General features: G+C 63.4%; 11 protein-coding genes. 6 read left to right on the plus strand and 5 right to left on the minus strand.

Features of this window, described 5'->3' with window-relative positions; translation table 11 throughout:
* Positions 1-65: 65 nt before the first annotated feature.
* The 3 genes from N7E70_RS16660 to N7E70_RS16670 form a co-directional block, all read right to left on the minus strand.
* Positions 66-1145 carry a YcjF family protein gene (locus N7E70_RS16660; RefSeq protein ID WP_263007021.1) on the minus strand — a complete coding sequence of 360 codons (1080 nt, stop codon included), beginning with the start codon at positions 1143-1145 and terminating at the stop codon, positions 66-68.
* Positions 1142-2614 (minus strand): YcjX family protein, encoded by a 1473-nt coding sequence (locus N7E70_RS16665; RefSeq protein WP_263007022.1) that lies wholly within the window; start codon positions 2612-2614, stop codon positions 1142-1144. Before N7E70_RS16665 ends, N7E70_RS16660 begins: the two co-directional genes overlap by 4 nt.
* Before the next feature lie 84 nt (positions 2615-2698).
* The gene (locus N7E70_RS16670) at positions 2699-3202 is read right to left on the minus strand and encodes a SixA phosphatase family protein (protein WP_067961778.1); all 504 of its coding nucleotides are present in this window, start codon (positions 3200-3202) and stop codon (positions 2699-2701) included.
* 244 nt (positions 3203-3446) lie between these two features.
* On the opposite strand from N7E70_RS16670, the gene dksA reads away from it, so the two are divergent.
* A complete protein-coding gene (dksA, locus tag N7E70_RS16675; protein WP_067961780.1) occupies positions 3447-3863 on the plus strand; it encodes an RNA polymerase-binding protein DksA in 417 nt (138 codons plus the stop codon).
* Positions 3864-3984: 121 nt separating this feature from the next.
* Positions 3985-4923 carry an IS481 family transposase gene (locus N7E70_RS16680; protein WP_263006507.1) on the plus strand — a complete coding sequence of 313 codons (939 nt, stop codon included), beginning with the start codon at positions 3985-3987 and terminating at the stop codon, positions 4921-4923.
* 124 nt (positions 4924-5047) lie between these two features.
* Here the strand turns inward: N7E70_RS16680 and N7E70_RS16685 are convergent, their stop codons facing one another.
* Together N7E70_RS16685 and N7E70_RS16690 are read right to left on the minus strand one after the other, a co-directional pair.
* Positions 5048-6418 carry an IS1182 family transposase gene (locus N7E70_RS16685; RefSeq protein ID WP_185910322.1) on the minus strand — a complete coding sequence of 457 codons (1371 nt, stop codon included), beginning with the start codon at positions 6416-6418 and terminating at the stop codon, positions 5048-5050.
* A gap of 109 nt (positions 6419-6527) precedes the next feature.
* Positions 6528-7262 carry a flagellar biosynthetic protein FliO gene (locus tag N7E70_RS16690; RefSeq protein ID WP_263007023.1) on the minus strand — a complete coding sequence of 245 codons (735 nt, stop codon included), beginning with the start codon at positions 7260-7262 and terminating at the stop codon, positions 6528-6530.
* A 207-nt stretch (positions 7263-7469) separates the two neighbouring features.
* On the opposite strand from N7E70_RS16690, the gene cckA reads away from it, so the two are divergent.
* From cckA to N7E70_RS16710, 4 genes are all read left to right on the plus strand, one after another.
* The gene (cckA, locus tag N7E70_RS16695; RefSeq protein ID WP_067961785.1) at positions 7470-10070 is read left to right on the plus strand and encodes a cell cycle histidine kinase CckA; all 2601 of its coding nucleotides are present in this window, start codon (positions 7470-7472) and stop codon (positions 10068-10070) included.
* Between the two features lie 101 nt (positions 10071-10171).
* Positions 10172-10918: a purine-nucleoside phosphorylase gene (deoD, locus tag N7E70_RS16700; RefSeq protein WP_263007024.1), complete on the plus strand. Its 747-nt coding sequence runs from the start codon at positions 10172-10174 to the stop codon at positions 10916-10918.
* A 188-nt stretch (positions 10919-11106) separates the two neighbouring features.
* The gene (locus N7E70_RS16705) at positions 11107-11283 is read left to right on the plus strand and encodes a hypothetical protein (protein ID WP_182585841.1); all 177 of its coding nucleotides are present in this window, start codon (positions 11107-11109) and stop codon (positions 11281-11283) included.
* A 335-nt stretch (positions 11284-11618) separates the two neighbouring features.
* Positions 11619-13007 carry a DEAD/DEAH box helicase gene (locus N7E70_RS16710; RefSeq protein WP_263007025.1) on the plus strand — a complete coding sequence of 463 codons (1389 nt, stop codon included), beginning with the start codon at positions 11619-11621 and terminating at the stop codon, positions 13005-13007.
* The last annotated feature ends 45 nt before the right edge of the window (positions 13008-13052 follow it).

Below are 13052 nucleotides of genomic sequence, written 5' to 3' on the forward strand. Positions count from 1 at the left end.
CCCGACAGCAGGAAACTGGAACGATTAGCTGGGAGGACCATGACCAAGAATGGTTAATGCTTCGTCTATTTGACCTTTTCGGCGCCCTTGTCCTTGGTCGCGAAGGTGGTCAGCGCAGCCAGGAAATCGCCTATGCCGGGGCGCTTGACCGCGGCAAAGGGCAGGGGCCGTGCCGTTTCCATCGCGGCGATGCCGATGCGGGCCGTCATCATGCCGTTGACCACGCCTTCGCCGAGCTTGGCCGAGACCTTGGCGGCAAGGCCGTGGCCGACAAGCTGCTGGACGAAACTGTCGCCGACGGCAATCGAGCCGGTAACGGCGAGATGGGCAAGGGCCGAACGGGCAAGCCGGAAGAAGCCGAGCGTGCCGGGCCTGCCGCCATAGAGTTCAGACAGGCGCCGGATCAGACGTCCGGCCTCGAACACGACATAGGCGATATCGACCAGCGCACGCGGGCTGACAGCGGTTACCAGCGACACACGCTTGGCGGCGTCGAGGATGAGAATCTTCGCTTGCGCGTCGAGCGGTGTCAGTATTTCGGCTTCGGCGAGCCGCACGAGATCGGCGCCGTCGATCACTTCGCCGCGCAGGTCGGCGAGCGCGCGCCGGCCCGCCGCCGTTTCAGGCTTCGACGACAAGAGGTTCGACAATTCGTCGACGACGTTGCGAGCTGCGGCCGGATCGTTGCGCGCAATGGCGTCAGTCGCCCGGTTGCGCAGGCGCTCGACAGAGGCCAGCCGGAACACTGCCAGAAGCTCGCGGGCGAGGATCACCACAAGCGCCGATGCCGCGATGCCTGCGACGGCCACCGCCAGCCAGCCGAGCCAGTCGGCGCGCGAGAACAGGTCGCGGATCAGCCTGTCGGTCCAGAGCCCGACGCCGAGCGAGATCAGGATGCCGAAGGCGGTAAGGAAGATCGCGCCGATGCGGGACCTGCGCCTTGGGGCGGTTGCGGGTGGTGGTTCGGCCGCAGCAATATCCGCCTCGTCGAAGACATCGAACTCGGCTGGCGTCACCACAGCGGCTTCGGCTGCCAGCGCGCGCGGCTTGCGTGGTGCCGCCGCCGACGGCGCACGGACGGCTGTCTCTTCCGTTACCGGTTCCGGCTCGATGCGAAAGGCCGCGGGTTTTCGGGGAGCGCTCATGCGAGATGGTCTCCGATGAGGAATTGCAGCGCGCGGTCGAGCCGGATGTGCGGCAGCGACAGCGTCACGCCTTCGGCCGTGCGCTCCAGCCGGGGCGGGCGGAAGCGCACGAAACGGATCGTCGGATCATTCGCATCCTGGCGGTGATTGGTGCCGAAATCCTGGAACACGACATCAGCCTTGTCAGGTAAGTCCCCGGGAAATATGGCAGTTTCACTGTTGCCGTCGAAGCGTTCCTTGCCGATCGTCTCGCCTTCGATCGGGGTCCCGATGATGACGGGCAGTGTCTCGCGACCTTGCTTGACGGTGCCTTCGCGGGTGGCGCGGACGGCGGCAAGCGCCAGCACGTCGACCTCGGCACCGGAGAGGTTGGCGCGTGCCACGGCGCGGTCGGTGAGCCGGCGCACGATCGACTGCAGCCGGTCGTGGCTCTCGTGATGCAGGTGATCCGCCTTGGTCGCTGCAACCAGGATGCGGTCGATGCGTCGCGAGAACAGGTCGGTCAGGATATTGCCCCGGCCCGGCCGGAAGCAGGCGAGGATTTCGGTCACCGCGCGCTCGAGGTCGGCGATGGCGCCGGGGCCGGCGTTCAGTGCCTGCATCGCGTCGATCAGCACGATCTGGCGGTCGAGCCGCGCGATATGTTCGCGGAAGAACGGCTTCACCACATGCGTCTTGTAGGCCTCGTAGCGCCTTTCCATCATCGCGTGCAGCGAGCCGGGCCGCGCCCGCTGGCTGAGGCCGGGAAGCGGGGCGAAGGTCAGCGCTGGTGATCCCTCGAGGTCGCCGGGCATCAGGAACCGGCCGGGCGGCAGCGTCGACAGCGCGCGCTCGCCGTCCTTGCAGGCCTTGAGATAGGCGGCAAAACTCTCGAACAGCCGCCGGGCCGTCATCTCGTCGGCATCCGCCTCGGGCTTCACCGTGGCGGCAAGCTCACGCCAGGCTTCCGACAGGTCGGCACGAACCGGCAGGCGTGCGAGCTCGAACGCCTCCCGGGAGAAATCATCGTAGCTCTTGCCGAGCAGCGGCAGGTCGAGCAGCCATTCGCCCGGATAGTCGACGAGGTCCACCGACAGTTTTCCAGCTGAAAACATGCGGTTCCAGCCGGAAGCCGACTCGAATTCTATGGTCAGCCTGAGTTCCGAAATCGCGCGGGTCGAATCCGGCCAGATGCGCTGGTCGACGAGGGCCGAAACATGATCCTCATACTGGAAGCGAGGCACGGCGTCGTCAGGCTGTTCTTCGAGGAAAGCGCGTGAAATGCGCCCCGATTTCTGTGCCTCGAACAGCGGCAGCCGGCCGCCATGGATCAGATTGTGGACGAAGGACGTGATGAAAACGGTCTTGCCGGCCCGCGACAACCCGGTCACTCCGAGCCGCAGAGACGGCGAGAAAAGTCCCGCGGCACGTCCGGAAAACGTGTCGAGCGCAATGCGCGCCTCATCGGTGAAGGTGGTCAGAGACGCCAATCGTCGATCCCCATGCGGTCGCGCCGGATATAGGTGCCGCTGCAGGGATTTGAAATGGCGGCCGGTTTCAAAGATCGGACGGTTTCAAAGATCGGCAGGCGTCAGAAACGCCTCGAGATAGCCATTGCCGAGTTCGGCTCCGGAAAGCTCGCCTTCGAAGCGGATCACGGCCAGGCCCGAGGTCGGGAAACCGGTCTGCAGCGTATGCAGCGCCGCTTGGTCGCCATCGCCTGAAACAGCCATGGCGAGGTCTTCCATCATCGGGTTGTGGCCGATGACCAGGATCGAGCCGTGCCTGCCATTTTCGCGGATCTTGTCGAAATAGCCCGCGGCGTCGGCGCTGTAGAGGTCGTCGGTGAAGACGACCCGGCCGGTGTCCGCGTGGCCGGCGAGGCCCTCCAGGGTTTCGCGGGCGCGCCGGGCGTTGGAGCAGAGTGTGAGTTCCGGCACATAGCCGTTGGCGCGCATTGCCGTGCCGGTGGCTTCGGCGTCCGCGATGCCGGTGGCGTCGAGCGGCCGGTCGAAATCCCTGACGCCGGGCAGGGCCCAGCCGGCCTTGGCGTGTCGGAGAAGGTAGAGCTTTCCCAAATGTTGCTCCTGGAAGCCCGATCTCGCGACGAGCCTGCGCCAACTTGTCATCTCTGGATGTAGCCAAGCGTCAGGCCGCTTGCAACCGGACGATGCCATTGCGCGTTTCTTGAGGAGAGAGTTGCGCGCTTGCCACGTCCGAATCACGACATTGTGGGCGGCGCAAACTTTTCGATGAATACGCTTGTGTGGGGCTTGGCCCGCGAATATATAGGCGCCAAAACGGGGTTGTCGGGTGAGTCGAATGAACGATACCGTTACTCTTGGCTACGTGCCCTCCGATGAGGAGCCGTTCATGAACGAACGGCAAAAGTCTTACTTCAGAGCTAAGTTGGTTGCCTGGAAGAACGACATCCTCCGCGAAGCTCGCGAAACCCTCGAAATACTTCAGCAGGAAAATGCCAACCATCCGGATCTTGCCGACCGCGCATCGTCCGAGACCGACCGTGCCATTGAACTCAGGGCACGCGACCGGCAACGCAAGTTGATCTCCAAGATCGACTCTGCCCTGCAGAGGATTGACGAGGGTACCTACGGCTATTGCGAGGAGACAGGTGAACCGATTTCGCTGAAGCGACTGGACGCACGTCCGATCGCTACGCTGTCGATTGAGGCTCAGGAGCGTCACGAGCGCCGCGAAAAAGTCTATCGCGACGACTGATCGCGGAATGGCAGAAACGAAAAAGGCGGCTTAGGTGTCGAAGCTATGAAGGTTGTTCATTCGAGGAGGGACTGAGAAGCTGGGGTTGCGAAGCCAACCAACCTTCAGTGGAGCTCCCCGAATGAACGTCCATAAGAATGCGCGTCTGACGCCGTCAGGTCGAGTGCTTTTGGTGCAACGAATTGAACAGGGCTGGAGCGTGCGGCGTGCTGCCGGTTCGGCCGGGGTTTCGGAACGAACGGCTTATCGCTGGCTCGACCGCTACCGGGCCGGCGACCGGGTTCTGCACGATCGCAGTTCGGCGCCGCACCGCTGCCGGCATCGGCTGGCAGCCATGCAGGTGTCGCGGATCGAGCAGTTGCGGCGCCAGCGCATGACCGGGCCGGCAATTGCCCGGTCCTTGGGCCTGGCGCGCTCGACGGTGGGCCTTGTGCTGCGCCGGCTAGGACTGAACCGGCTGGCCTGGCTCGATCCCCGGCCCCCGGTGTTGCGCTACGAGCGGCAGCGGCCGGGCGAACTGATCCATATCGACATCAAGACCCTGGGCCGTATCGACGGCGTTGGCCATCGGATCACGGGTCAGCACCAAGGCCATCATCGCGCCCGAGGCATCGGCTACGAACACCTGCATGTCGCCATCGACGATGCCTCGCGCCTCGCCTATGTCGAACTGCTGCCCAGCCTGGGCCGGGATGATGCCACCGGGTTCCTCAACCGGGCACTGGCCTGGTACGCCAGGCTGGGCGCCAGGGTTGAGCGGGTGATGACCGACAACGGCTCGGCGTATCGCTCCAAACTGTTCGCCCAGGCACTCCAAGGTGCCGGTGCCCGACACATCCGCACAAGGCCCTACACCCCGCGCACCAACGGCAAGGCCGAGCGCTTCATCCAGACTTCGCTGCGCGAATGCGCCTATGCCAGGCCATACGCCTCATCGAACGAACGCGCCAAGGCCATTCACCAATGGGCAGCCAACTACAACCTGGCACGCCCACACTCGGCCCTTGGAGGCATCAGCCCGTTCCAAAGACTGAACAACCTTCTTGGAAACGACACTTAGGCCGCCTCAGACTGCTGACAAACCCCGTCGAATTTCGGCGGGGTTTTGTTTTGTGGGTTGATTGAGCTTTTTTGGATTGATGTCGGGGGGCAGATGCCAAGGCCGTTGCGAGCCGGCTTTGGCCTCATGCGAGGCTTGGTTCTGGCTTTGGCCAGAGGCTGATTGCGATCTTTTTCATGTTCTGGGCGGCGGCTGCGATCAGGCACTGGCAGGCGACGCGTGTTCGCCCTCGGAAGCGGGCATAGCGATGGCCGAAGAGCTGCTTGGCATCGGCGAAGGATCGCTCGACCGTCTCCTTGCGGCGTCGATAGATCGCCTTGCCCCATGCGGTTAAGCGGTTGGCATCGACCCGCTCGCGGACATCCTGCCAGACATGGCGCGTGATGGTGCGCTCGGCCTTGGCGTTTGATGTGCAAGACGCCAGCAGCGGACAGTTGCGGCAGATCGTCGGGTCGCTCCTGTAGTGGCGATAACCGCCGCGATCGGTGGTGGCGTAAGTGAGCAACTGGCCCTGCGGGCAACGATAGCCGTCAAGGTCCGGCTCATGGACGAAAGCGCCCTTCCTCATCTTGCCAGGCTTTGGCCGGGTCGGGTTGCGATAGCCGACGACACCGTGGATGTTCCTGTCCTCCAGGCCCTTGGCGATGCCTGGCGTGGCATAGCCGGCATCCAGCCCCGCCGCCGTGACGTCGAAGCCGAAACGCTCCACCTGGCGGTCGAGCCGGTCGAGATAGACGATCGAGTCATGCACGTTGGCCGGCGTGGCAAACGTGTCGGTGATGATGCCGAAGCCGCCATCCACCGTGCGGTGATCGAGATAAAAGAAGCCCTTCGGCTTGCCCTCGCGCACCATATAGCCAGCCTCAGGATCGGTGCGCGAGACCTTCGTCTCTTTCACCGCAGGCTGCCGCTCCTGCTCCTTCAGCGCCTTCTGGCCGTGCAACGCCCGTTCGGCATCGATCGCCCGGTCGAGCTCGCCCCAGTAGTCGGCACGCGACTTGGCGACCATGGCAAGGTCGTACTTGCCCTTGTTGGCATTGGCCTTCAGGTGCGTGCTGTCGGTGTAGAGCACCGTGCCGTCGACCAAGCCTGCCCCGATCGCCTGCTCGACAATGCGGTCGAAGATCGCCTGCGCGATCGTCTCGTCCTGGTAGCGCCGGCGTCGGTTCTGCGACAATGTCGAGGCGTCGAACACCTTGTCCGTCAGCTTCAGCCGCAGGAACCACCGGTAGGCGACATTGACCTCGATCTCTCGCACCAATTGCCGCTCCGAGCGCACCCCGAACAGGTAGCCGATGAACAGCGCCTTGAACATCAAGGTCGGATCAAGTGGCGGGCGACCATTGTCGGCGCAGTAAAGCGGCGCTGTCAGATCGTGGATGAACGAGAAATCGATAACACCATCGATCTTGCGCAGAAGGTGATCAACTGGAACCAGTTGATCGAGCGTGACGATCTCAAGTGCGGTTTGTTCAGGGCCGGCTCGCTTCAACATCACCCACTGAATCACAAACCCCCAACTCTCGCCAGGGGTTCGTCAGCAGTCTGACGGCCGCCTTCGGGCGGCCTTTTTTCTTGTCCGCATACAAGATCGTCGGTCAAGCTTACCGCTTGTGACTGGTAAGTTCGCCAAGCAGCTTGGCCATTTCGTCATCGAGCGATGGATCCACAAGCTTTGCCGGTTTGGCTTGCGGCTTGTCGTCGAGCGACACTTCGAGCTCCTTCATCAGCGTGTCGTCGATGAGGTCGCGCGGCGATGGTGCCGCCACGGGCGCAGGTGCAGGTCGCGCCGGAGCCGAGTAGGTTGGCGCAACATAGGTTTTGGGATCCGGGCTGTTCGTGACCAGCGGTGCCGAAGCCAAGGGCATCTTGGGCGGCGCCGGGCGTGACTGGACCGGCGCTGGTGCCTGCTGCTGTTGCGACCTGGCAGTCGCTGGCGTTGCCGGGCGAGGGGCTGGCTGCTGCGGGCTCTGCTGGGGACGAGGCGCCTGGGGCGCTTGTTGCGCACCTTCGGTGCCGGTCAGTGCCGGGCGCCGCGGCGCGGTCATGCGGATATCGGTTTCGACCACCACGTCGGTCGGCCCGCCGATCAGCAGCAGGTGTTCGATGTCGTCGCGGCGCACCAGAACGAGCCGCCGCTGGCTGTCGATGGCGGTCGCGTCCATTACGGCGAGACGCGTCTTCCTGTTCCTGCCGCCGGCAACGAAGGTGCCGAAAGTCAGGCTGCGGACCAGCTTTACGATGACGAGCACGATGACCAGCAGCACGAGGGCGGCGAAGGTCCACAGCACCGCCGCCGTGTATCCAGGTCCTGCTACGCTATCGAGCCATTCAAACATGTCTTACCCCCGTCGCCGCCCCGCGCGACACTAAACCTTAGCTGTCGCGCCCGGCAAGTTGCCATCGCGCATTACAGGCACGATTGACGCTAAGCGCATGATCTTGCCCCGGGCTTGCACCGCCTTTTTGTGGCTAGGCCTTTTCCCGGTAAGGAGAATGTGATTCAACCGCTCCAATACGAAGGAGCCGGAGAGACTCGCAGGGGCATGGCCAAGGAAACGCGCAACGACTTCTATCCGGTTCCGATTGTGGATCAGGCAGCGCGCCCCGATGCCATCACCCGGCTGATCATCTTTATCGTCGTGTTGACGGTGGCGGCAATCGTCTTCGGCATCTTTCGCGAGAGGCTCGGCGACCCGTTCCTGATGGGCATGCTCGGCGTGCTTGCGATGGTCGGCGTCGGCTACCTCTTCGCGACCGCCATCGGCTTCGTCCAGATCGCACCGCGTTCGCCGGCCGACGGGCTTTCCAAGGCATTTGTCGACTCGATGTCGCAAGGCCTGGTGCTTACCGACGCCAAGGGCCGCGTCGTCTACGCCAACCGCGCTTATGCCGATATGACCGGGGCTACGACCGCCACGGACCTGAAGACTGTCGAGGGCCTGCTGTCGGACGTGCCCGAAGCGTCATCGACGATCTCGCAGCTCGCGTCCGGCCTGCGTGACGGCGAAGCCAACGATGGCGAGTTCCGCCTCGCACAATCCATTCGCCCAGGTGCAGCTCCCGGCGCGCGCTGGTACCGCGTGCGGGCACGCGCTTTCACGGTGCCCAGCCAGCGCCAGCCGCTAAACGCCTGGCAACTGGCCGATATTTCTCCAGAAAGAGCCGAGCAGGAGCGCTTCTTTCTCGATCTGCAGCAGGCCATCGATCACCTCGACCATGCCCCGGCAGGGTTCTTCTCTGCCGACCAGGACGGCCGCATCACCTATGTCAACGCGACGCTGGCCGAATGGCTGGGCATCGACCTGGCAAGCTTCACGCCCGGCGCCGTCACGCTCGACGAGGTCGTCGCCGGCGACGGCATGGCGCTAGTCCGCTCGGTCAAGGCCGATCCGGGAACCACGCGCAACGCCGTCATCGATCTCGATCTTGCGACCATCGCGGGCGAGGCCTTGCCGGTGCGATTCATGCACCGCGTCTCGGCAAGCCGCGAAGGCGTCAACGGGCCGACGCGCACGATTGTGCTTAATCGCACCCAGGGCGAGGACTCTTCCGCACAATTGCGTGCTTCGGAGGTGCGCTTCACGCGCTTCTTCAATTCGACGCCGATGGCGATCGCCGGCGTTGACCACAATGGCCGCATTCTGCGCACCAATGCACCGTTCCTGTCGCTGTTTTCGTCTGTCGTCGATCGGGATGCCGTCGACCGCAAGGTCCGTCTCGACACCGTCATCCACGATCGCGACCGAGCAGCTTTCGCGGCCGCTCTCGAGAAGGCTCATCAGCGGCAGGCCGATATTGCGCCCATCGACACCGTGATGCCCGACAATGAGGAGCGCCATATGCGCTTCTACGTCAATGCGGTTGCCGACGGATCGGATGCCGAGGGCGCCGAAGAGGCGGCGATCGTCTATGCGGTCGAGACCACCGAGCAGAAAGCGCTCGAAAACCAGATGGCGCAGAGCCAGAAGATGCAGGCGGTGGGACAACTCGCCGGCGGCATTGCGCATGACTTCAACAACGTGCTTACCGCCATCATCATGGCGTCGGACCTGTTGCTGACCAACCATCGTCCGTCGGATCCGTCTTTCCCCGACATCATGAACATCAAGCAGAATGCCAACCGCGCCGCTTCTCTGGTCAGGCAACTGCTGGCGTTCTCGCGCAAGCAGACGCTGCGCCCCGAAGTGCTGAGCCTTACCGACGTGCTCGCCGACCTGCGCACGCTGGTGGCGCGCCTGGTCGGCAACAGCATCAAACTCAAGATCGATCATGGCCGCGATCTGTGGCCGGTCCGCGCCGATATCGGCCAGTTCGAGCAGGTGGTGGTCAACCTCGCCGTCAATGCGCGCGACGCGATGCCCGACGGCGGCGACCTGATGATCCGCACCAAGAACGTGCCTGCCGACGAGTGCAAGGCCTATGGCTATCGTGAGATGGTGCCTGCCGACTATGTCGTGGTCGAGGTCGAGGACACCGGCAGCGGCATCGCGCCCGAGGTTCTGAAGAAGATTTTCGAGCCGTTCTTCACCACCAAGGAAGTCGGCAAGGGCACCGGCCTGGGCCTCTCGATGGTCTACGGCATCATCAAGCAGACCGGCGGTTTCATCTACTGCGATTCCGAGGTCGGCAAGGGAACCGTGTTCCGCATCTTCCTGCCGCGCCATGTCGCCAAGCCAATGCCGGTCGAGGAGCCAAAGGCGGACGGCGAGATTGCCGTGACTGCGGCCCCGAAACAGCCGGAAGCAGCACAGGCCAATGGCGCCAAGGACCTTTCCGGTTCGGCAACCGTTCTTCTGGTCGAGGACGAGGATGCCGTGCGCATGGGCGGGGTGAGGGCGCTGACGTCGCGCGGCTACACCGTGCATGAGGCGTCGTCGGGCGTCGAGGCGCTCGAGATTTTCGACGAGCTCAAGGGCCAGATCGACATCGTCGTCTCGGACGTTGTGATGCCCGAGATGGACGGGCCGACACTGCTTGGCGAACTGCGCAAACGTCAGCCCGACATCCGCTTCGTATTTGTATCAGGTTATGCCGAAGACGCCTTTGCCAAGAACCTGCCGGCGGATGCGCAGTTCGGCTTCCTGCCCAAGCCGTTCTCTCTCAAGCAACTGGCGACCGTCGTCAAAGAGGTGCTAGAAGGCTAGGCATCGTGTACAGCCAGTGTCAGTCCTGCCCGACTTTCTATTAGCTTTCCCGTATGTGCTGATCATGCCATCATGCGGGGAAGCGTCGTCGGGGGTGACAGATGCAGACCACGCCGCATAATGAGGCGAAACGAGGCGACTACGCCGAAACCGTTCTACTGCCGGGCGATCCCCAGCGTACCGAATGGATCGCTGCCACCTTCCTTGAGGATGTCCGCTGCATAAACCGGGTGCGTGGGGCACTCGCCTATACCGGCCGCTATCGCGGCAGTCCAATCAGCCTGCACACGACAGGCATAGGTGCGCCTTCGCTCGCCATCTATGCTCATGAGCTGCTTGAAACCTATGGCGCACGGACACTGATCCGCGTCGGCACCTGCGGCGGCCTAGCCGACCATGTCAAGCTGCGCAGTCTGGTCATTTCACAATCGTCGAGCAGCGACAGCGCCATCAATCGCCAGCTTTTCGGTGTCTACGACTACGCGCCGAGCGCCGACTTCGAGCTGTTGTGCCGGGCTGCCCGGCGGGCAGTCGAAATGGGCATCATCCATTATGTCGGCCAGACGGCCTCGAGCGACGTGTTTTATCATCCCGATGTGCTCGGGCGTTTTGCCGGAGTGCGTGCCCATGGCGCGCTGGCGGTCGATATGGAGACAAACGCGCTGTACACGATCGCCGCGCGCTTCAGAGCCAAGGCGCTGTCGATCTGCACGGTTGTCGACAGCCTCGTCAATGGCGAGGATACGGATGCGTCCGAGCGCCAGGAGCTGTTCTCCGACATGGTCCGGCTTGCCCTCGACGTTGCGATCGGCACATCAAGGGTCGAGGCGGAGCCTGATCGTCCCTGAGGTAGCATGGATATGCGGCTGTGCTAACCTGATGATGGCCTTGTGAGTCGACCGTTTCCCGCGTTCCCGATCGATGAGTGGTTGTCCGGCGGTGCCGGCAAGTTCCGCGCAAGCTGCGATCCATACCTCTTATCGAGCGTTCTGGTCTGTGTTCGTTGCGTCTGGGCAATCGACAAGGGAACAGCCAGTTGGAACAGTTTGTCGAGGAAAGCATGAAGAGGCGTCTGACCGAGCCGGTCGACATACTCACCGCGGTCAGCATCCTGAAGTCATATGGATACCTGGGGGACGAGCTGATCATCGCCATTACCCGGATTTTCTACGTCGATCTGGACGCGCTCAACGAAGTTGTCGCCAACGCCTGAGGCCGGAGCCGGCATTACGCTGCCAAGCTGGAATGTTGCGATGCAGCATTGGCGGCTTGCATTTTCCTCCCAAATCATCCATATGCGGCGTCATAGGCGCTTGGGCCGGGCTTACGGCTTTCTCACTAGAGAGACTGGTTGCGTCTGTTTTCACCCTTGCCGGTAACGGCAGGCGGCGGAATAGACCCGCGGCATGAGGCCAGCGGGCACGACAGCGCAGCCGAGCGGACAGTCGTCCGCCGCCTTGTCGTTTCACGAGAGATTCAGGCCGGCAGGTTGCGCCCTGCCGCCATTGTTGTTTGTGGCGGATAGCCGTCGCACGAAAGAAGAAGATATTGACGAATGAAAACAATGCGGAGCTGAACGGCTTCGCCAAACTCGGCATTACCGGCGCGCTGCTCAAGGCGACCCAGTTGGCCGGGTTCAACGAGCCGAAGCCGATCCAGATCGAGTCGATCCCGGCGCAGCTGGCTGGCCGCGACATCCTCGGCATCGCCCAGACCGGTTCAGGCAAGACTGCGGCCTTCTCGCTGCCGATCCTGTCCAAGATCATGGCGCTCGGCACCAAGCGTCGACCCAAGACGGCGCGTGCGCTGATCCTTGCGCCGACGCGTGAACTCGCCGTGCAGATCGAAGACACTATCAAGGTGCTCGCCAAGGGCGCGCACGTCTCGACCGCGCTGGTCCTCGGCGGCGTGTCGCGTTTCTCGCAGGTCAAGAAGATCGCGCCGGGCGTCGACGTGCTGATTGCCACGCCGGGCCGCCTGACCGACCTCGTCCGCGAAGGCGACCTCGTTCTGGCCGACACCGAATGGCTTGTCCTCGACGAGGCCGACCGCATGCTCGACATGGGCTTCATCAATGACGTCAAGCGCATCGCCAAGGCAACGTCGCGCAACCGTCAGACAGCCCTGTTTTCGGCAACCATGCCTCAGGAGATCGCCGAACTCGCCCAGGGCCTGCTCAAGGATCCGATCCGCGTCGAGGTTGCCCCGCAGAGCACCACCGCCGCCGAGATCCGCCAGAGCATCATCCTCGCCCGCACCAAGCAGAAGCGCCAGATCCTGGCAAAGATGCTCGCCGACGAGGCCATGACTTCGGTCCTGGTCTTTGCCCGCACCAAGCATGGCGCCGACCGCGTCGTGAAGGATCTGGACCGCGACGGTTTCCCCGCCGCCGTCATCCACGGCAACAAGTCGCAGAACGCACGTCAGGCTGCACTGAACGGTTTCCGCGCCGGCAAGGTTCGCATTCTGGTCGCCACCGATATCGCGGCACGCGGTATCGACGTGCCGGGTATCAGCCACGTCGTGAACTTCGATCTGCCTGATGAAGCCGAAAGCTACGTCCACCGTATCGGTCGTACTGGCCGCAACGGTGCCAATGGCATCGCGGTCACACTGGTTGATCCTTCGGAAAACTCCAAGTTGCGTCAGGTCGAGCGCATCATCCGCATGAAGCTGACTATCGACGCCGATCACCTCGGCGAACCTGATCCGGTGCGTCCGGCTGGCGAACCGCGCGGCTTCACGCCGGCCAACGATCGCGGCGAGCGCGACGAGCGTCGACCCAGCGGTCAGCGCCCGCGTGGCAACAATGGCGGCAAGCCCAAGGGCGGCCATGGCGGCGGCGACCGCAAGTCTGGCGGCGCTCCGAAGGGTGCTGCGCCCAAGGGCGGCAAGCGCCGCTTCGGTGCGCGCAAGCCGAACACGCGCGCAGCGTGATCTGTGCAGCAGATCGGGCCTGACTGGTCCATTTGCTGCATTGTA

This window comes from Aminobacter sp. NyZ550 (genome assembly GCF_025628925.2).
Lineage (GTDB): Bacteria > Pseudomonadota > Alphaproteobacteria > Rhizobiales > Rhizobiaceae > Aminobacter > Aminobacter ciceronei.